Source organism: Sphingomonas sp. PEI4, assembly GCF_056679955.1.
On sequence record NZ_CM155258.1, the window covers coordinates 1,072,446 to 1,093,273 of the forward strand.

The 20,828-nt window shown below is 62.1% G+C and carries 14 protein-coding genes; 7 read left to right on the forward strand and 7 right to left on the reverse strand.

Going from position 1 to position 20,828, the window contains the following annotated elements; genetic code table 11:
• The first annotated feature begins 80 nt into the window (after positions 1-80).
• The 4 genes from AC1MLZ_RS04730 to AC1MLZ_RS04745 all read left to right on the forward strand — a co-directional run bounded on the left by AC1MLZ_RS04730 (position 81) and on the right by AC1MLZ_RS04745 (position 6,603).
• Positions 81-2,501 (forward strand): hypothetical protein, encoded by a 2,421-nt coding sequence (locus AC1MLZ_RS04730; RefSeq protein ID WP_480960684.1) that lies wholly within the window; start codon positions 81-83, stop codon positions 2,499-2,501.
• A gap of 222 nt (positions 2,502-2,723) precedes the next feature.
• Positions 2,724-4,040, forward strand: a complete 1,317-nt coding sequence (locus AC1MLZ_RS04735; RefSeq protein ID WP_480960685.1) for an SIR2 family protein — start codon at positions 2,724-2,726, stop codon at positions 4,038-4,040.
• Positions 4,037-4,591: a hypothetical protein gene (locus AC1MLZ_RS04740; protein ID WP_151989696.1), complete on the forward strand. Its 555-nt coding sequence runs from the start codon at positions 4,037-4,039 to the stop codon at positions 4,589-4,591. Before AC1MLZ_RS04735 ends, AC1MLZ_RS04740 begins: the two co-directional genes overlap by 4 nt.
• Complete coding sequence (locus tag AC1MLZ_RS04745; RefSeq protein ID WP_151989697.1) at positions 4,588-6,603, forward strand: ATP-binding cassette domain-containing protein; 2,016 nt, start codon at positions 4,588-4,590, stop codon at positions 6,601-6,603. The genes AC1MLZ_RS04740 and AC1MLZ_RS04745 overlap by 4 nt, the downstream gene beginning before the upstream one ends.
• Before the next feature lie 390 nt (positions 6,604-6,993).
• On the opposite strand, the gene AC1MLZ_RS04750 is transcribed toward AC1MLZ_RS04745, so the two are convergent.
• Positions 6,994-7,242 carry a hypothetical protein gene (locus AC1MLZ_RS04750; RefSeq protein WP_151989698.1) on the reverse strand — a complete coding sequence of 83 codons (249 nt, stop codon included), beginning with the start codon at positions 7,240-7,242 and terminating at the stop codon, positions 6,994-6,996.
• A 1,081-nt stretch (positions 7,243-8,323) separates the two neighbouring features.
• Positions 8,324-8,587 (reverse strand): EAL domain-containing protein, encoded by a 264-nt coding sequence (locus AC1MLZ_RS04755; protein ID WP_234422463.1) that lies wholly within the window; start codon positions 8,585-8,587, stop codon positions 8,324-8,326.
• A gap of 252 nt (positions 8,588-8,839) precedes the next feature.
• Here AC1MLZ_RS04755 and AC1MLZ_RS04760 point away from each other — a divergent pair, with 252 nt between their 5' ends.
• Positions 8,840-10,210 carry a PIN domain-containing protein gene (locus AC1MLZ_RS04760; RefSeq protein WP_480960686.1) on the forward strand — a complete coding sequence of 457 codons (1,371 nt, stop codon included), beginning with the start codon at positions 8,840-8,842 and terminating at the stop codon, positions 10,208-10,210.
• Positions 10,211-10,865: 655 nt separating this feature from the next.
• On the forward strand, positions 10,866-11,417 hold the full coding sequence (locus AC1MLZ_RS04765) for a hypothetical protein (RefSeq protein ID WP_151989701.1): 552 nt from the start codon (positions 10,866-10,868) through the stop codon (positions 11,415-11,417).
• Between the two features lie 643 nt (positions 11,418-12,060).
• Here AC1MLZ_RS04765 and AC1MLZ_RS04770 read toward each other — a convergent pair.
• Positions 12,061-14,160 (reverse strand): hypothetical protein, encoded by a 2,100-nt coding sequence (locus AC1MLZ_RS04770; protein ID WP_480960687.1) that lies wholly within the window; start codon positions 14,158-14,160, stop codon positions 12,061-12,063.
• A gap of 186 nt (positions 14,161-14,346) precedes the next feature.
• On the reverse strand, positions 14,347-14,853 hold the full coding sequence (locus AC1MLZ_RS04775) for an alpha/beta hydrolase family protein (RefSeq protein WP_199860779.1): 507 nt from the start codon (positions 14,851-14,853) through the stop codon (positions 14,347-14,349).
• 398 nt (positions 14,854-15,251) lie between these two features.
• Between AC1MLZ_RS04775 and AC1MLZ_RS04780 the strand changes: the two genes are divergently transcribed.
• Entirely contained in the window at positions 15,252-15,488 is a 237-nt protein-coding gene (locus AC1MLZ_RS04780) for a hypothetical protein (protein ID WP_480960688.1), read from the forward strand.
• A 38-nt stretch (positions 15,489-15,526) separates the two neighbouring features.
• Here AC1MLZ_RS04780 and AC1MLZ_RS04785 read toward each other — a convergent pair whose 3' ends face one another.
• Genes AC1MLZ_RS04785 through AC1MLZ_RS04795 form a run of 3 tightly spaced genes read right to left on the reverse strand, consistent with a single transcriptional unit; the run spans position 15,527 to position 19,879 of the window.
• Positions 15,527-16,285 carry a hypothetical protein gene (locus AC1MLZ_RS04785; RefSeq protein ID WP_151989704.1) on the reverse strand — a complete coding sequence of 253 codons (759 nt, stop codon included), beginning with the start codon at positions 16,283-16,285 and terminating at the stop codon, positions 15,527-15,529.
• Positions 16,278-18,500: a hypothetical protein gene (locus AC1MLZ_RS04790; RefSeq protein WP_480960689.1), complete on the reverse strand. Its 2,223-nt coding sequence runs from the start codon at positions 18,498-18,500 to the stop codon at positions 16,278-16,280. The genes AC1MLZ_RS04785 and AC1MLZ_RS04790 overlap by 8 nt, the downstream gene beginning before the upstream one ends.
• 26 nt (positions 18,501-18,526) lie before the next feature.
• A complete protein-coding gene (locus AC1MLZ_RS04795) occupies positions 18,527-19,879 on the reverse strand; it encodes a hypothetical protein (protein WP_480960690.1) in 1,353 nt (450 codons plus the stop codon).
• Positions 19,880-20,828 lie beyond the last annotated feature (949 nt).

Genomic DNA, 20,828 nt, shown 5'->3' on the forward strand with positions numbered 1-20,828 from the left:
CGAAACGGAACCGGGCGCTCCACCTCCGTTCGCACCCCCCAGCCCGCATCAACCTGTGAGCGTAGGATGGAACAACCACGATGCGCCTCAATGTCCGCCTACGCCCGACACGCTTCGGATTTCTCGTCTCCCCGGGTGATACCGCCACGCTCCGACAGGTGTTCGAAACGAACACCTGTCTTTGGGGAGGAAAGTACAACCCCGTCATACCCGTGTTCAAACGGCGCCCCCCGTGGTGGGACCGTGGGACACACTCCGGAGATACGCCTGATCAGATCGTCAACGGCTACCTGAACTACTTCGAACCGGACGTCTTGATCGAAACCCGGCCAGGTCTGGCGGACGGACTCGGCTTCCATAGCGACCGTGTGATCACGCTCGATGCACTTTGCGGCCGAACGAACACGCAAAGCGTGCATGCAGAACGTGAGTACGGTCTTCGCATGGGCTGCGTGTACCGTGAGCTGCATGAATCGACATTCCAGTTTTCGCGACGCGATCCTCAGCGAATCGTCCGCATCGAGGCCGCGGCGCCGGAACATGCCGCCATGGCGGCGTGCGTATTCGGAGGTTTCTCGAATACGGACTTCGGTGCCCATCTTCAGCGGGTGTTTGATAAGGTATTCGCCCCCGACGTCCTGACGCTAGACGCGGATAGCAGCTCTTCCATACTCGAGAGCAACTGGATGAATCCGTTGCACGTGACACATGAGGGTCTGCGGATACGGTACGGGCATCACGGGGACCCGCGGGTCTTCGTGTTCGACGGTACGAAACCCGGCGATCTGATCGATTTTTGGAACCTGCGTGCCGGCGTGGCACCCGTTGTTCCAGTTCCCATTCAATTCGCCGAGCAGCTCGCCCCTTTCGTACGCCGCTTCATCAGCTCGAATCATCGACCTCTTCCTGGAAACCAGAACGGCGTCATGATCAGGCCCGTCACCATGTTCGGCCGATCAATGACGAAAGATACAGTCGGGGAACTGCTCCACGATCATTTTCGCGTCGATCCCCCGGGGACGAACACCATTCAAACCTGGTATCCGTCGATCTGGAGATCATCACCGGACATCGTCGTCAGCCCTACCCGTCCCGAAGTCACCGCGAAGGAGTCGAGCCACAGCGTGGTTGCGCAGGGCGATCGCCCGATGATCGAATTCGACGGTTTGGAGCCTGACTTCGTCGGACTTCCATTTGGACAAGCGCGATGGGCGAATGCGGTCACCTTTCCATTCGGCGGAACCGAGGAGCCGTTCGCAACGATCTACCCCGACGACTTCCGCGATCCCAAAGTGCCTGCCTTCACCGGCGGGCGTGGTGGCGTCCTATCCACCGGTGAAGGGTTCGTCGTTCTCGCCGTTCACGGCACTTCGAAGCACTTCTGGTCGCTTGAAGACGGTGCCGCGGCGATCCGTCGTTGGTTGGCCACCCGCGGCATCAAGTCCTCTCTGTCGGGCTCCGGTCGCGCAACCCAACAGCTGATCCAGACACTCGGCGGTTTTCGCGGAATGTCAGCCCTCGCGAGCGAGCGAATCGTGCACTTGTTGAACGAAATCAGCCGCCGACCAACGAATAGGAGCATGGAGCACAATCAGTTCCGCAATCGCATCAACCTCGCCACGCGCGACAGCATTTGGAACACCAACGCTTTTCAAACCCTCGTGGATCGCAACGCCGTCGAAATCGGCCTGGAGGTCCGTTGCGACAAATGCGGAAGCTGGAGCTGGTATGCACTCGGCGAACTGGGCATGTTGCTGAAGTGCCAGCTTTGTCTGAGAACGTTCGGGTTCCCGTCGGTCAATCCGGCCGATGCCAAGCATGCATATTGGGCATACCGTCTGATAGGAGCGTTCGCCCAGCCGAACTATGCGCAAGGAGGATACGCCGCGGCCTTATCCATGCGGCTGTTCGCCGAACTGCTCGGCGATGTCGGCGACAATCGACTCACGTGGTGTGCCGGGCAAGAATTGAACTTCGAAAACGGGCACAGCTTGGAAGCTGACTTCATACTGTGGTTCCGCAGGGCTGGGACGTACGGTACCCAACAAACGACGCACCTCGTCTTTGGGGAGGCCAAGAGCTTTGGTAGGGACACGTTCACGGTGCAGGATGTCGCCAGGATGCAGGAGCTTGCACTGAAGTTCCCAGGCGCGGCGATCGCGTTCGCAACTATGCGCTCGGCGAGCGACCTGACGGCCGAGGAAATCGGTCGCCTGAAAGTCCTGGCCGAGTGGGGGCGTCGGCAGGGATCGAAGCGTGGCCGGTCCCGCACTCCCATCGTCGTGCTCACAGGCACCGAGCTCTTCGCCGAATTTTCGTTGCGGGATACCTGGAAAAAGGCGGGCGGACGGCATGCCGAGCTGGTAAGCCCCGCTTACGTTCGCACCGACAACCTTCTCGATCTCGCCGATATGACACAGCAGCTCTACCTTGGCATGGAACCGTACGACACGCAGATCCTTCGACGGATTGACCGGGTTGCACTTCGGCGGAAACCTTAAAGCGAAGCCTCGATTTGAGAAGTCCAGTTGGCGGGACGTCGAGACGAGGCTCTCTAGGTCGCTGTCTCAGATTCGGTGGAGACCACGCCCCTCAGGCGGGCTTCCGAGGCGCATCATTAAGATGCCCTCGTGCAGAATTTTTACCCTACCATTTGTACGGCGGATGGGGCGACCTCGCCCCAATCGCTGGCGCAGCCCTCGACATGCGGCTAATTGAGTTCAATGACCCCGACGACCGACCAGGAGGCCATTGCCCTCGCCCTCGACGGGATCCTCAACAACCGCCTCGTACTCATCGCGGGCGCAGGTCTGTCGATGGCGTCGCCTAGCAACCTGCCCAGTGCCGCCGCAATCGCTACCGATGCAAAGACCGAATACGACGCCCGCTACGGTAATCTGCGGCCTCCTCTGCCAGCGGGCATCGAAGACCAGGCGGAACAGTTCTTCGCAAGAAGGGAACTCGGCGTGTACCTGAGCGAATTCGTCGATCCGGACGTATTCGCCGCCAAGCCGAACGCTGGGCACGTCGCCGTAGCCGACCTCCTGCTTTCCCGAGGGTTGCAAGCGGCAGTCACGACGAACGTCGATGTTCTCGTCGAGACGGCCGGGCAATCCCTCCTCGGTCAGGTGTTCACGGGTATCGACGGCACGGCGGTCGCCGCACCGCCAGGGGGCGCGGCGCCGATGCTCAAGATCCATGGATGCTGGGTGCAGGAGCGCGAGAATACGGTCTGGGCTTCGGGTCAGCTCACCGCGGAGCCGGTAATGGGCCGCATCGCGAGCAGCGAGACGTGGCTCAGCAACGCCCTCCTCGACAAGGACCTCCTCATCGTCGGCTACTCGACGGATTGGGATTATCTGAACCAAGTCATCGCTCAGACGCTCGGCGCGGTCGCGCCCGCTTCCGTTCTGGTCGTGGACCCATCGACGACTGCCGAGTTCGTCGCGAAAGCTCCCGACCTCGCAGCGCTCGCCGGACGCGGAACCAAGGGAGCCTTCCATCTCAAAGCGTCCGGAGCGGAATTCCTGGATGCTCTCAGACTTACATTCTCCAAGGTGTTCATTCACCGCGCGATCGCCAAGGGCGTACCGGCCTACCAGCTGTTCGCCGGGAAGGCGCCGTCAGACGATAGTCTCGAGGCTCCGGACCTCGACAACGACACACTCTGGCAGATCAGACGAGATCTGCTCGGTTGCAAACCGGGTCGGCCGGCCAAGCAGTCGATGCCGCACGACGAACCGGCATTGGGGCTGACTCTCCTGCAGATACGCGAAGCAGGTGGAATGCCAAACGGCGCTTATTGGACGATTGGGGGGCGTAACGTTCGCGTAATCCGTGGTTCGGGATCCTTCCTGCATGCTTTAGAAGGCGAGCACCGCTGGGAGATGCCGCCGATTGCAGCGCCGGATGTGGTCGTAGCGGTTGGCGCGGACGACGTCGGGCTGCCGGCTGACCTGGCGCGACGGCCGGACGGATCAATTGCGCGGGGCGCCGGGCCGAGCTGGATGACAAGGGCCCAATTCGAGGCGACCATATGAACGACACATTGGAGAACTGCGCGGCCGTGCTTGCCGAAGCGGGCTTCTCAACGCGACATGCGGAAATACCCGCAGAAGGCATCGCAAGGCCCCTGGAGGCGCTGGCCTTCGAGGACTCAACCATCATCGGATTCGTGGTCGTCTACGAAAGTCCGGCCGAACTCTTCGCTTCATGGAAGTCGGATCGTGATCGAATCGCAATGCGGCACCGCGACGCCCTGCAAGCTGCCCGGCAAAAGGCGTGGAACGCCTATCTGGTGTTGATCTCACGGGGCGCCGCGGATCTGGGCGAACTGCTTGCGCTCGGCCAGATCGAAGAGGATCTCGAAGCGATGCGCAAGATCACCAAGGCAGGAGTGACAGGAGCCACGGCCGCGCGGCTGGCGCTTCTTCCGCTACTGCCCTTCCGCTCGGCGCCCTCGCTAGAACCAATCGACATGAGCCGTGAAATCGCATCCCGCAGCACCGAAGTCGACGCCGACCTCGTTGAGGCCTTTTTGTCGGGTGCCGAAGACGGCGTCGTCATGCAGATCATCGAGGACCGCGCATGATAATCGAACGTGTTCGCATTAGCGGCTTCCGCGGTTTCCGCGAGCCGGTCGACGTGCCCATTGCATCCGGGTTCACGGTAATCGACGGGCGCAACGGTGTCGGAAAGAGCACGATCTTCGATGCGATCGAGTTCGCACTCACCGGGCACATCAGCAAGTACGGCGATATGAAGGCCGGCGGCGAAAGCGTCGAGGACTACATATGGTGGAAGGGCGACGGTCCCTCCCCCGCCGAGCGGTTCGTCGAGCTAACCCTGCACGACGGCGGCGAAGCCATCGTACTCAGAAGGACGCCTATCAGCGCGCCGACGCCCGAAATGCTGCTGCGCGTGGAACTCGGCATGGTGAACGCGGGCATGGCACCCCCGTCCCCGCTTCTCCAGCTCTGCGCCGCGTCGATCATCCGCGATGAGACGATCGCCAGCCTGAGCCTCGATCTCTCGGAGACGCAACGATACGCGAAGCTGCGTCAGGCGATAGGAGCTACCGACGCTGACCACTGGGCCGACCGGGGTAGCCGGTTGGCCACGATCGCGCGGAAGAGAAGCGATCAGGCGAAGTCTGAAGTGGTAGCGGCCAACGCCGCTATCGCGGAAGCGAGCCGAAGGATCGACGATGCAAGAGCCACGCTGGTGCCCGAAGCCGCCATCACGGAGGCAAGCGCCGTTCTTACAAATCTGCTTCGGTTCGGCCCCACGGCCCCCGATCAGCTCATTTCACCGAGCCGCCAGTTCGTGGCTTTGCGCGAGCGGCACGTTCGAGACCTGACCACGATCCTTTCAGGCTGGGAGGAGTATGAGCGCGATGCATCTGCCCTCGCCCAGAGCGAAGTCGCGATTGAATTGGCCAGGACGGAGATCGTCGAAGCGGAGGCGCAGCTAGCGCTTCTTCCAGACCCCGAGGAGGAACGGATCGCCGGACCGACGGCAGAACTAGTAGCGCAACTTCACGAGTTGCGGAGCATTGGTACGAAAATCGGTCTCGTGGAACATAGCTGTCCCTTGTGTGCCGCGGATCACGATGCGTCATCATTCGCGGCAGGGCTCGCGAAGGCCGCCGCGACGATCGAAACGATGGATCGATGGGCCAACTCGATCGCAGCTGAGATCACCAGACGGAGGGACGCGATCACGAGCGCGGAGAAGACGCTTGCCGACGCGAACCGATCACTCGATGCCCTCGTCGACAGTACCGGTCGACAGCGTCACGCGCTCGAGGCCCGACACCTGCTACTCGGAGGGGTAGGCCTCGCAAACAACGTCGAACGGGTCGTTGTGCTTGACCTTCGCGACGAGGCAACAGCAGAGCTCGAGGCTGCTCGCCATGCGCTCCGGGTGTTGGGTACGGTGACACAGAACCGTCAGATCGAGGACGGCATGGCGCTCCTGGAAGAAGCACGCGCTCGTCTCAGCCGAGCTCAGGATCGAGCGGGTCGGGCACGCCGCTCCGAAAGTATTGCCAGCGCGCTCCACGACGCAGCCCGACGAGCGGGCTCGGAAACGCTTGACCTTCGCCTGGAGCGCGTCCTGCCGCTGATGGCCGAACTCTATGGGCGGCTTCGTCCCCATCCGGTTTGGCAGGACATCGAGTACTCGATTCGCGGAGATCTGAGGCGGTTCCTCTCCTTGCAGGTCGGGGCAGGCCTCAACCCGCAATTTCTGTTCTCAAGTGGCCAGCGACGAGCGACAGGCCTAGCCTTCCTTCTCTCGATCAACCTGTCACTCGCATGGAGCCGGTGGCGCTCCATTCTCCTCGACGATCCGGTCCAGCACGTGGATGATTTCAGAACCGTAAACCTCGCGGAGGTTCTGGCCCAACTTGTCAGTAGCGGGCGACAGGTAGTGATCGCGGTTGAAGACGCTGCGCTTGCAGAGCTTCTCGCCCGACGCATGCCGGTCCTGGGTGCGGGAGAAGCAAGCAGATTGACGCTCGGTCTCGGACCGGAGGGCTGTTCCGCCATCGTCCATCGAAGCGATCCGCTACCGATGATGCAAAGGGTACTGGCAGCCTGAGCTACGAACTACGCTAGAAGTGCTCGCCGTTCGGGACCGCATCTCGTGAAAACGTGTTGGCGGTCCAGCAAATGCGTTACGGCCGAAACGAAGCCGACCGTCGCATTCTTCGTCCGTCTTCGAGTAACGATTGACGGACATCGGGTAGGCCTATTCCGGATCGGACATGCTACTCAGCGAATATGGGGTTATACGGTTCGGGTCCGCGCTTCGATGCGCCACAGGGTGATACGGCACGGCAAGCCGTCGCCGCTCTACGCGGCTAGCCAAACCACCTCATCACCAGTCAATTGGTGTTTTCATCTCGGTCCGCGTCTGGCGCGCCAACATAATGGGACCGATTCTACCCAGGACGAACCGCGAGCCAATCCGAGATATCCTCCGTCTCACCTATTCAGGAATGCTCTCGACCAGCGCAGACAGAGATTCGGCCTGAAAGGTGTGCGGGCGCGCGTGTCCGTCGGGCAGAGTCAAACGGAGCCCATGCCGCTCGGTCGCCCTCATCGAACGGATCCTTTTAACCAAGTCCAGCAACGATCCCTCGAACAGGACCTCTTTGGCTCGTTGATCGGCCGTATCGGACTTGAGAATGCGTACCAGCGTCGCCCGCTCCGTCCACGGGAAGTCCATTACCATCATACCCGCTGTTCCCAAGATTGTTCCGTCGCCGAAACGATAAGACGGCTCGCCGACCGATGGCCGCATTAGTCATGAACCGAACCAGATAGCGAAGCCCCACTTCAACCATCACCCAGCTATCGAAGCTCAATCGTCACAGAACCGGCAATCGTTCGTGAAGCCTTCGATGCGTCCTACACCATAATGATCAGCACCGCGCGACGACGGAGTACGAATGTCGCAACCAATCCCGCGAATGTTACCGGCAGCAATCATTTCTCCGAACGGCTCCCTTTGACACGATAGCGGCGGAAACTGTCCGGCTGGCAATGTGTCTGATCTTCCGACGACGCGCTACTGCCTGTTCAAGCCGGCGACCGGCACGGCGTTCATGCATTCGGGTTCCAGGCGCATCTCTTCAGCTCCCGGCGAGCGGCCACTGCATGCCCTGCGCTACGATTTCGCGAATCCCATCCGCCCGCGATACGCCATCAGCGCGAATGCCTGTCCCACCCATCTTGGATCCCGCTGACAACCAATCGGACTGCGCGTCATACGGACGGCCGGGGCCGCCTTCCAGAAGTCCAGCTGGAGATGGAAACGCAACCGGAGAAGCCGTCGCTCCGCTCCACGATCGACAGGGCGCAGCAGGTAACGACCAATCGTAGGGGAGACGAGACCGTATTGCATTTCGCCGTTGGGAGAACGAGGAGGACGCATGCCTCACGCCAGCAACATCGTCCAATGCGATGGTCCCGACAGCCCGCATGCCTTCGACAGCGTACCAGTTCAGCCACGCAGAGGCACTTTGGATACCATCTGCCCTGTCTGCGAAGGCAGACGATCTGGTGAGCTTCCGCTGCAAGCGTACCGGTTGCGATAGGTGCCATGGTGCGGGCTGGGTCGAAACTGGAACTGATCCGGTCGGGCTGCCAGATATCGAGATGACCCCGAGTGGCTATCCCCGGTGGACCTTACGCTACGAACTCGCTGACGAAGCTCCGCAGATTGATCGGGAGAGGCCCGGACTTTCGAAGACCTGACCTGCGACGGCCTTGAGGCGCCAGATGCGGCCCCTCACCCTAAATCCGTTGATATTTCGTCAGGCGACCAGTGAGACGTTTGCCCCGGAGCCTCGCGTCGCCTGATTCACGATTGATCGGATCGAGTTCGCACTCACTAGGTCGCGCGAGGGTCGGCCGATGAGATGGCCTTGAATGGCCGAGCATCCGGCATCTGCGACGATACGCAATTGGGCGTCCTCCTCGATACCTTCCGCCAGCACCGGTATTGACAATGTCCTGCCCAGGGCGACGACCGACTGCAGAATCGAAACCGCTTGTCCATCTTGATCGATCGCCGCCACGAACGACGCATCGAGTTTGATGCGATCGAACCTGCGGTCGAGCGTCAGGCACTCAAGCAGCGCCGGAAGTGCACTGCGAGCGGAATGCGCCCAATAGCATCGCGCCGACCCCCGACCGACCGGACGGGCCGTAGCTCCACATCCCGACCGCCCACCGAATTGCGACCTCGCGTGCCGAACGCGTCCTATTGCTTCTATTCAACCACATGACATGGCCTTGCGCGATCCCCATCCGACGGTCATCGTCGGAACATGACGGCCACCAGAACGATATTCGTCGATACCAATGCCTTCATTCAGCTACGCGACCTAGCCGACCTTCCCTGGCGCGAACTGTTGCCCGGCGCCGACCACGTTGCCGTCATGGTGGCACGACCGGTTATCGAGGAGCTCGACCGCTTCAAAGTCAGTACCAAGGCGCGACTGCGAGACCGCTCACGTCGAGCCCTCGCAATGATCGACGAGGCGGCGGAGACTGACGAGCGAACGGTTGTCCTGAGGGAGCAGCCGCCCCGCGTCACCCTTACGATCGCGCCGCGACGACGTCCCGACTGGAGTTCGTACCCCGACCTCGACGAAGGTTCGAACGACGACCGCCTCGTGGTTGCCGCAGCCGAGTTCGGCGGCGGTGCCGAGCTCCTGTCGCACGACACAGGTCCCCGACTTAGCGCCAAGGACGCCGGCCTCACCGCACACGCACCGCCGGCGTCCTGGCTTCTTCCGGAACAGCTGACCGACGAGAGGCGAAAGCTGACCCAGACGGAACGTGATCTGAAGGCGGCCCTCGACCGACGGCCAGCCGTTCGAATCTCGTTTCCAGACGCCTTGGACGGCGTGGTCGTCCACGTTTCCCCGACCCTGCCGCCGTTGGACCCCATTGTTCGTGGAAGGTTGGTCGAACGCGTGCTGGAAGGTAACCCACCGCATCGGCTTCGGGTGGATCCCATGCGCTCCCTCGTCTTCGGCGGCTCGTTCGGTAGCATCGGCGAATACCAGATCGAGTCCTACAACGAGGGCTACGCAGCTTACCGGGTAGCCGTCGCGAGCTACTTCGAAACACTGCATGAGCCCATCGCTCGGATCGCGCAGTTGCCGCGGATCGCCTTCGAAGTCGAGAACGTGGGCCAGGTGTCGATCATGCAGCTCGTCGTCGGCATATCGTCCCCCGCCTACGGATTGCTCGCCGGAGACCGTGATATCGAGTCGGCGGCCGGATCGGCGGCTCTACCTGACCCACCCGAGAGACCACTGGATCGACAGGAACAGATGATGCAGTCCGTCGCCATGCATTCGATGCCCTCGGCCGCCACGCGTCGTTCCAACCCTGTCGAAATGCAGTGGCACGACCGGCCGTCCTTCGGTGGCGCCGGAGGATCCTATGGCTGCCAGGACTTCCGCCCCGGACGCATCTACCAAGACATCGTCGCACTATGGCCCAGGAAGTATCAAAGCGACGGCGCCTTCGAAGTCACGGCGGGCGGTAACGACTTGGCGCAGCTGTTCTCGCAAGTGACGATCCGCATCGACCGCAGAGCCGTCGATTGGACGGACTCCTCCATCCTCGACCTGCTGCCACAGTCGGTTCGCGCCGAGTTGGATGCGAGTGGCGGGACCGAAGGCTGAGCGGCGCCATCAAGCCCCGCAATGAATGCGCGGTTCGCAGCATTCGCGCCACGACCGTCGAATACCGAAAAGGACCTGACCTCCACCGGGTGAACCTCTGCCGGATCGAGATCAAATCCAGATAGCGCGCGAAGCGTGGAGCAACGCCTTCGCAACCACGCCGTACCGGACGGGTTAGGCATGGTGTCCGCCGCCGGGCGCCCTCTCAATTTGCTTGGTCTGCCGAAAACGAATTCAAGCAGGGGAGTTTCGAATCCAATCCGAGCCGGCATCATGCCCCGTTCGTTCGCGCCGTATCACCGCCTCGGCGACGCACGGCGCGACGATCCCCCGCCGCCCTCCCCGGTTCCGTCGAACTGGTGGTCTAAGGCAGTTGCCGCCGACGACACCCTTACGGGTCGCCTCGGCGACCAGCCGGCGCAGCCGGCCTGCAAATAGGCTTACGCTCTGCACGACGATAGACTCCATTTCCTTCGCCGTGCCGGCCCTAAAGATCGTGACAGAGACGTTTGAGGCCAACCGAAACCTAGCCGCACCAAGCATCCTGTGTTGATCATGATGGTTGTTGATCGAAGATCATCAGGAAGGGGAAAACTTCTTGAAGACTTCATTCATCGAAACCTAGCGCCCGCAGGGCGCAGCGGAAGGACGCAGCATGAGCAACACGTTCGATTCAAACGGCATCAACGACGTGACCGTAGCCATACGCCATGAAATGACACCACGCAGCCTTGGCGGGCGTTCCGACGTCGACACGATCTTCCTTGGCGGACCACCGCCCTCGGAAGCGGACGAAAAGGAATTGGCGAAATTCGGGCTTAACAAGAACTATCAAATGGTCTTCGCATCCTTCGATCCGTCCAAGCCCCACGATGGTCCCTGCGGCTTCCACGCGGTTCTGACGGACGGCCTGAAGCAAGCTCTCGCAATTCCGAACGGTCGCCTTTGGAAACGCGACCGCCAAAGCGCGGCGGTTCTGCTTTTTCCTGCGCTCAATGCCATGTTGAAAATAAACTCCAAGGGTCGCGCCATCTTCAAGGACATGGTCGGCGACTTCCCGGAGTCGGGCGACGAGCTTGCGCGCACGGCCGTCCTTGCACGCGCGGCGCGCAACCCCGGCAAGGCTCCCGTCGTGTCGCCTATCGGGGCGCTCGTGACCGTGCTCGACTTCGACACGCTGGCTACGACATTCGAGCAAGCCGAATGATCGCTCGGATCGGCAGCTTTCAACAGCTGCCGATCCAAACCCGGTAACGAATTCTTAACATCCGCCTCTGTACAGGCGGAGCCGCGGGGCCGCAGCCCTCGCTATTTTCCCCTCTACCTTACCTCTCAAATCAAATACTCATATATCGGGAAGGCCGTTGCACGGCCTCGCGACAGCCGCTGCTGCAGGCCGGCAGGCGTGCCGGCGAACCATCTGCGAGTCGGCCGACCTTGGTATCGTCGCGGTGGCCCATCCATCTCGCTTATAGGCGTGAGGCGGCTCGAGCACAGATGACCAGGCGAAAACCAGCGGCGGCGGGTGATTTGTCTCCATTGTGCCTCGGATGGCCATAGTATCGAATGTCGTGGTTATGCGCCGGGTGCCGTGCAACCGCGGCGACTTGCTCCCCCGTCATGATCCCCTCCCCCGGACTCGCCGTCCGCTCCGCCCGCGCCGCCTTCAGCAAGGGAGTGCATTTGGGCATGGACGGTCGACTAGGATCGACGCGTCTGATGGCCGAGGCCTGGTCGCCGGAACCCAGTCCGCCAAGTGGAGGTGGCTCCCACGGCCCAGATCGTCGAAGTTGAGGCATACCCGACGCGGGCCTGCCTTCATTGCCCGGATCCTCGGAATCCGTCGGACGTCAGCTTGACACCACTCTGGCGAAGGCCCGATCGCGAAATTCCATCGCGATCGAGCGCAGCTGTTCTTCGGACACGCGTCCGAGGCGCCGTTCGTCGACGATCCAATCGTTGTAGTCAAACCGCGCTGTCGACGGGGCGGACGTGCCGTAGGGTATCTTCCTCGGTCGGCAGGCTAGCAGATACCTCGTCATCTTAGGCGATTGCTCGAGGAACGGCTCGAGCATGATCTCCGCTTCCGCCGCGTTGGAATACAGTCTTCCGCAACCGCTCAGGTCCATGCCGATCTTGTCATGGTCCCATCGGCCATTGAGGATGAAGCTTCTCAGATCGCCCCCATCAATCACGGGGACGCCATCGACGGGAAATCCCGGCCCGTAGCAGCCGTCGATCACCACGACCGGGAGAATGCGGTGGTCTTGGATCGAGGCTGACAACGGCACGGAAACCTGTTCCCGGAATTCCTCCCAATTCTGCCGTATCCAGTCGACCTGATCCCGGACCTGCACGACCGCGCGCGAAATGAGATTCTCGCGATACCTGATTTCCGTGGGGTCGGCGGGGTGGCTGCTGCATTTCACCTCGCCGATCAGGATCGTCGAACCGAAAGTGATGACGATGTCGAATTCCCGTCCGTTCCTGGTCTCGCTGCCTTCAAAGCGAACCGCCTCGCTTTCGACGCGCCAACCCGGAAGCTCTGCTGCATCAACGGCCTGGATCAGAATGGATCTGACGAACGCCTCGAACCTGTCACCTTTGAGAGCGTATCGATCGACATTGGCTTTGGCCCTCTGCTTCCTCCTCCCCCTCTCCGGCGTTCTCTTGGCCGTCTTCAGGTTCTGGCTCAGCCATCTCACCATCACACGCTCGACGTCGGCATGGAGAAGGCCGGGAATGAAGACCAGAATGTTGCCCGGTCCGAAATCTATCAGCGGGTGCCCATACAGCTCGTGAAGAACCTGTCCGTCGTTGCGGAGAAATTGCAGATACGCCGCCGCCTGCTCATCCGAACATTCGAGGGAGAGAACCAAATGGGCGACTAGATCCTCGTCGTGCAAGACGAGCGGCGGAGGTGGCAAACCGTCCTCCCCCTCCTCCTCAACGAAGGAACGGGCCAACTCACGTAGAACCAACCATGCCTCCAATAGCCCCCGGCCGGTCGTCCCGATTTCGTCGAAGACCTCCTCGGCTAGTTCCGCAATCCAAGCGTACATTGCTCCGGAAATCTGCGTCCGATCGAGCTTGGCGGCATCGTCGATCACCCATTCGCTCGAGACGGCCTCGAAGCGCCAGACCCAACCATCCTCTCGAAAGGAATGGGTCCGCCGCGAAGGCATTCTGACACCCATGACCACCGACTTGGGCGTGCCCAGATGGTTCCAAGTCCGCAACCGCTGCTGGCGGTCGGATATCTGCTGCTGACCTTTGCGAAACTCGCCGACAGCGGCCCGCTTTCCGTAGGAGGGCTCGGACTCCACATTCCAGTGCGCATAATTCCGTTGCAGTTTGACCCCCGGCAGCATGACACGCTGCCATCTCGCAACGATCGTGCGGTACTCGGAGGCGAAGGCGAAGTACTCGTAAACCGCTTCGGTACCGATGCTGTCCGGGGTGATGCCTTCTTCCGAACCCTCCCGCGAGGAACGAGCTCCGACCAACGAGTCGTTTACCACGTAGATCATGCTGTCGATTACCGTCTCCAAAGCCTCCTGCGGGCGTATCTTGGACACGCCGCGCGAAGCGCGGCCTTGCGGCTTCCTTCCGGACTCCAACCCTTTGCCCGTTCCATGATCGAGCGCCGCCTGATGACGGTCGGTCACAACATGATGAGCCAACGACAGCAGGACCTGCATTCGGTCGAGCGGCCGCACCTGGTGGAACGGATGCGCGACGCGGCGGGCGTCCAGGGTCCGTATCGCCTCGGCGGTCCAAATCGCATATTCGACGAGGACGAAATCATGTGGGCTCCGGTCGCCAAACAGCTCGACCTCGGCGCGGAGTCGCGCCGCGTCAAAGCTTGGCTCGCTTGGGCTGAATTCGCTACCATGCAGCAGCGCTTCCGTCTCGGAGAGGGTTCGGGAGATGATTGTCAGTGGTGGCATCCGTTGTTCAATCCAATCCGTCGGCTTGACCCGAAAACTTGTGACGAGGGTAACAGTTGGTTTCCGCAGAGTGAACTTCGGTGGGCAGCGCGGTCTCCACCCTTCGTCGAAGGACGCGATACCTCATTGATCCGACGATCGTGTGCGCCGAGAAAATTCGCATGCGGCTTCAATCCCCAGGATAGGTTAAAAACGCGTGGAAAAGCGGCACGAGCTTGAACGAAGTCCGCCTGTGGATGGCGGAGCGTCGCAAAGCTGATCCGACCTCAACACGGCTCCCGATTGCTGAGTGTGAGGCAACGCAAGACGGCAAAAACGCTCAATGTCGGTTGATCCGGACGGCAGTCGCCGAGCCAGAAAAGGGGCCATTCGGTAAAGCCATGACGCGAATCGGTAGGGATCGAAATGACCGCCCGAGATCAGCGTCAGTCGCTTTGGCTCGAGCGCGCGTTTGTAGGCACCGAGCGCCACGTCCGAGACGGTGACGCGGTCCTCGGCCGCGACGACCATGAGCAGCGACGTCGGGGAAACGCGCGCGATCCATGCGCCGGGTTCGTACATGCGGGCGGCGCGGGTCGATCGGACCGTGACCTCGTTCTCCCAGATGCCGTCGGGGATCGGCTGGAGATAGAAGTCGATCGCTTCGCGGGAGCGATAGGCGACAGGCACGGCCGGATCGTCGCTGACGAGCACCTGTCGGTCGATGGATGCGGGTAGGTTCAGCTCGCGGATCGCTGCACCGCGGTCAACCGTGAATGAAGCCGGTACCGTGCAGTCTGATCACGAGGCCCGCCGTTCCGAACAATATCGTCCCGGAAAAGTGCCCTGATCTTATGTCAAGGAGAACCGCCATGTCGGAAGAACGCAGCGTCGGGCGCGAGCACCGCCTCAGATGGACCGTGCCGGCGACGCCTCGGCCCGGACTGCCCACGCGGAAGGGCGCAACTACGAGCGGCTGGATCGCATCCGACGATCCGTCCCTGCTGCGTTCCGCGGCCCTTCGTCGAAGCTGGCCCGACCAAGCCGTCTTCCAAGTGTCCATCGCGGACGGTCCGGAACCAACCCCTCCCCTCGCAACGGTCACCTGTCGCTTGGCGCAGATAGACATCTGGAATCCCAATGTGGACCCGCTGCCGCAACCGACGGACATCCCCACTGCGCCCGATCCCGTGAAGGCGGGAATGGCGCTGCTTCGGTCACTGCGCCTGGCGATCGATGCCTGCGTGGAGGCCGGTGCGCTGGGGCGGATCGCCGGCGAGGGCCTCCTCATCGCCGCTCGGGATGAACTGGACCGGGTCCGTGACCGCCCCAGAGACCGCCAGTCATGACCCGAGCACGCGGGCCGCCGCGGCACGGCCGGCCCGCACTAGATCAGGTGCAGCGCACTTCCTCTCGGACGCGGGGGCGCAAGCGGGGTCCACGCGTCCGGATCCTCCTCCGAGCGCGCGACCAGCCGCGTCCGGAGAAAAGCAAGCAGTTCATCACGCATCCGCTGCATGCGCTCAATCCTGTAGATCAGATGACGCCTCGGGAGGCGGGCGCGCTCCGAGAAGCTCGCGGCTCCGTCGACGATCGACTGGCCCACAAGCTCCTCGGGCTCCCGCCAGATGCCATCGTACGGTGCCCGGTAGAGCGTGCGGCCCCAAACCCTCCTGCCCAGCCGCTTCGACAAAATCTCCGCCAGCTTCTCGGCATCGTGCCTGATCACCTCGTCGCGCGCTACGGCGAGGTCCACGATGACGTCTGTCAAAATCGCCACCGTCTGCGCAACCCGCTTGCTTTCGACTGCGCGCAGTCCGTGCACGTTGGCCGGCACCTGCTGCACTGGATCACTCCAAGTGACCCCATCCCTCTCGGCTTCGAGCCTGCCAACCCGGTGCTCCAGCTCGACTAGCACGCGGACGAGAGCCAAGTGCGACAGGCGGGCATGATGACTGGCGCCGGATCTTCCCGACCGGCCGCGCGGTGCGCCTGCGACCTTGCGCGCACGACGGGGCGAGAACCGTCCGCCGGCGTCACGCTTCTGTTTGGCTGCAGCGGAGCCCCGCCGAGGTCCGACGATACGCTGCGTCACGTCCGCATCGACCGAACGCGACGAAGCAGATTCGGCAGACAAATCATCCATCGCTGATCCTTCCGAGCAGGGCCGCATCCTCGCGGGCATTAAACGCGCGCGCGGCGTCGGCAGCAACTACGTGCGCGGAAAGGTCATAGTGCTTCGCCATGGCCGAGCCAGGGCGATGGTGCAGCAGATGCCCAAGCGTCTCGTACCCGACGCCGTCCAGACCGAGCATGGTTGCGAAGACATACCGGTCCCCATGACGAGCGCCGCTCTCGCCGACCTTGACGACACGGTAGAGTAGTACCTCGACGTAGAAGCTGAGCACGTCGTTCGGAACCGCGCCATTCGGACCGACGAATAGGTATGGTGCCGGCGGTATCTGATCGCGGCGGCTCCGGTCACCGAAGCGGGTATCCGGAAGCCAGTCCTCGCCCTTCTCGTTCACGACCCCAGGAAACCAGCGCGCGTGCGAAAGCTCCTTAACGTGCCTGATCGCGTCGATGGTCCCCTGGTCGATGCCGAACTTACCGTATTCGACCCACCCCTTCGGCTTCAGCGCGAGATACACCTCCTCGACGCCTGCGATCCTGTGCGTCCGAAAGCAGTCGCCACCGAGCCGCAGCTGCATGGTCTCGCCGAAGCGTGCGCCCCAGCGGATACCGTACCTGACGACGATTCTCGCGTAACACATCGCATGGTAGTACTCGAGAAGAGGCACGACGATCGCGCCAGCCGCGGGATCCGCAGTCCTTGCCATGTTGGCGACAGTGCGTCGTGACCGGTGAGTGCACAGCAGGCCTTCGACCGACCTCGTCGGCTTCCGCAGCCCGTGCTTCAGGTGGAGCCGATCGCGCTCCTCATCGATCGGCAACGCGTGGCGACGCCGGCTCTCGAGCATCCCCCAGCGGAACAGATCGGCAAGCCCGGGCTCCACGCATTCGCCGCCCGCGATCGACGGCCGCGTGCCCTCGTAGACCACATAGAGCCGGCGCCAGTTCTCCGGAGTGTGATATTCCCCATACCGCCCGACGCGCGACGGGTCGCGCGGCATCCGCCTGCGTATGCTTACATCGGAAGGATCCAGCGCGTGCGCGCGTTCGAGCAGGGTCGCTTCCCGTTCAATGCGGAATGATATGACCTGGTCGACGTCGCCGAGCGAGCCATCCTCCCTCACCACCGGGCCCTCATAGTCGAAACCGACCCTCAGACCCGCATCGAGGTCAGCCTCGGCGGTCTCGAGAGCGATCAGACATCTCGCCATCATCTGCTCGGTCTGGTGCACCACGTTCTCGACCGCCACCATGATCTGACCAAGCCGCCCGACTACGTCGACGACGTGATCGACGCGAGCATCCCGCCCTGGCTGGGCGGACTTCTTCAGCATCTTTCTGCTTTTCCTCCCGAGGAAGGAGCCGGGCAACGGCGGTGCGGGAAGAAGCGACGACACCTTGCTGGCATCGTCGCCGAGCACGCGGGCCAGCAAGTCGGTGGCGATGTTCAGGGCGCTACTGTACATGAGCACCGAGGTCTGTCGCGCGTTTGGCCTGTCCGTTGGACGTAGCTCACCATTCTGATATTGATGCAGCACCGCATCCACCTCCACTGGCCGGTGCGTCAGTTCGCCGGGGGGCAGGATGTCGTCGTACCGTTCGCAGTTCTGAACCCAGTTGTTATTCGAGCTGTGACCCTTGCGGTCCCCGGCACCCGCAATGAGAAGACAGGCAGCGAGCAACCGCACCGACGGGTTCTGGATCTTCTTCACCCGTGCGATATGTCGGCCGTTCGGCATGACAATCTCCGGTTCGCGTTCCTGCGCAAGGAACGCACCGAATGCTGCACGCTTCGAAGCCGGAAGTTCGGCTAAGAGTTCGTCGCATTCCGCCCAACCCATGGGACGAGTCTCCTTGTTCGCCACGCCCGTCAACTCGCCGAGCTTCGCCATGGAAGGCTGGGTCGGCATGCCGAGATGCCGGGACAACATAGTCCACCTCTGCGACTGCGTGGCCACGGGCCAGTGCGCGATGAGCTCGACGAGCATGCATTCGGGATGCGGCTCCCCGCCCGCCCGCAACGCCCTCTTCAACCTGCGGTAGACCTTGAACCGCGCCTCTCCGACGAACTGCGGGGGTAGCGGACAGCCCTCGCCGATCCACAGCCGCCACACACATTGGAAGGTGCCGTCCCCCGGGAACTCCCATCCTCGCCAGATTTTGTCGATCAGGCCGTACTTCGCCAGGAGCCAACGGGTCTTCTTGTCGCTGTTCCGAAGGATCGACACGTTCGCAGATCGTACGCGGACCCTGCTCATACTAGTCCCATCAATGCACTGACGGCCTGCCCCTTCTGAGGCAATACAACGCCCGCCGGCAACCTGGCGTCCGCGATTTCGACGTCCACCTTCTCGTTGTGTTTCATCGCGGCGCCCCTCGCGACCTTCACGATGTGGTGGGCCGAATACCAGGCGAGCATCTCCTCGCCCTGCCTCCAGCGCATGTACGAGATTATCGACAGCCGCTCGATAGACCTCGCCAGCGGTTCCATCTTGTCTGCCGCGTCGAGCCGGCGGTGGACGTATTCGTGACGCAGATAGTGGAAGCTGACGTAGCGCTTCCGACGCGTCTCGCGGAACTCCACGTCGGCGATGTAGAGGCCGGCCTTCTCTGCGGCACTGCGAAAAATACGGTACAGACGATCATACTTGATCTCCCTGCCGTCAGCCTCCTCCGTGAACAGGAACATCGTCTTCAGTTGCCCGACCTGACGCGGATCCGAGGCCATGACCCGAATCCGTGCGAGTGAGAGACCGGTCACCATTCTCCTACCCCCATCGATCCAAGCGAGCAGGGCTTCCCACCGCGAGGGTGGAAGCTGGAAGATCATCAGACGCTCGCCCGCGGATCCCTTGTTGGGCCCCGGAATCTCGTTTTCATTCTCGGCTCTGCAGAAAACGTCATACAGCGTCAGCGCCAACGCCTGGAATGCGCGGGCGCCCCCGTATCGGCCCATGTCGCCGATCCGTTCGAAGACCTCCGCGACGCCGATCGCGTGGAAACCTTCGAGCCAACGGTCATAGAAACGCGGGTCGTCGAAGCGCGGGGCATGTGCCGGATTGGCGCCCAGCCTGAACCGTCGATCCACGTCGACGCGCTTGCTCGTACCCCTCCCCGTTCCGCGCTTCCTACCATGGACCCGACTGACCGCGAGATCGACCTTGCTGGGATCCTCGCCCCCGTACACCTCGTCCGAAAGCCATTCGGTCACGAGTCCCATTGCGATCACGGCATCGGATACCTTGCCCCAAAGCCCCTTTCGAGGGTGGAGCCAGACGCTGCCATCGCGATGACGCGACTCACTCGACGAGATTTTGAGCGCCTTGATGAATCTGTCCTGCGCCGCGCGGCATTCCGCGACGCCCATCTCGTAGCGCTCCGCCGCGTCCGGCATTGTCGCATGCGCGACATCGAGCGACCACTTAAACGCATTGAGCCAACGCTTGCCCTTCTCGCCGTACCCGGCGCGCTCGTAGACCCGACTCACCGACCGCGAGATGTTCGGAAATTGACGACCATCCGGCCCCACGAGCCTCACGGGGACGACGTGGTCCAGGAACTCGTACCTGTAAGCGCCATATCCAACCAAGCATGCCATGCGGACCATCTAACGCGGTTGTGTTCCTTTTTCAATACGTTTGGTACCTTTAGGTGCATACATCAATATGTGGGTTGGTGTTGTTTCTGCTAGATCAACAGCGGCTTCGGCGACTGCGGCGCGGGGGCATAAGCTGAAGCGGAGGCGCGGACGCCGTACTGCCGCGACGACGCCGTTCGCCGGGATCGACGGTTCGCTGACCCGCCCCCGTCGGCTTCTCGGCTTGTCAGCTCGCCGCATCACTGTAGCCGTGTGCGGACGCATGAAGGGACACAGATCAACGAAATCTGGAGGGATCGGGGAGCTGGACGCGGCGCTCGCAAAGCCGATCGGTACGAATCTAGCGGCGTGTCGGACGTTCTGACAAACGACGATGAGGCCGTTGTTCCTTGGGTGCGGGCTTATCACGGAGCGAAGCAGATTTCAGACGAACCGGAGCTTAGTGCTCAGAAAGCCCCTAGGGCTGGAGTTTTGGACAAGACTTAAAGCGGTTGCAAATCCAAGAAGTCCGCTTCATACTGTGTTAGTGCTTCAGTTACCGAAGGCTGTAGCCTTCAATAACCGCCGGAGCCTGCTATTTAGCTGATTGCGCACCACGATGTCTTGTTGACGCATGTGGAAATGGCGGATTCTAGGGCACAGACGCCAGGAAACCGTTTCGAACACAACTAGCAGTAAACTTGTCCCGGTTTAAGCGTCAAAAAAGCCGGTTTTCCTTGGGCCCCACGTGCGTCAATGGTCGCACAGCACCTCCGAAACATCCCCCTGCGGCGGCCTCCGGCCCCCTCCGGCGACCCCCTCGGCTGCGATCCAGCCAAGTATTCGAGCAATCGGTCGAGCGGGCGGTCGAGCCCCCCGAGCCGCGATGACCGCCCAACCCGCGAGCCCCATCGCGCCTTCTGAGAAGCACAGCCGGGGCGCGTCGCATGACCCGGCATTGGGGACCGTGATCCCGTTC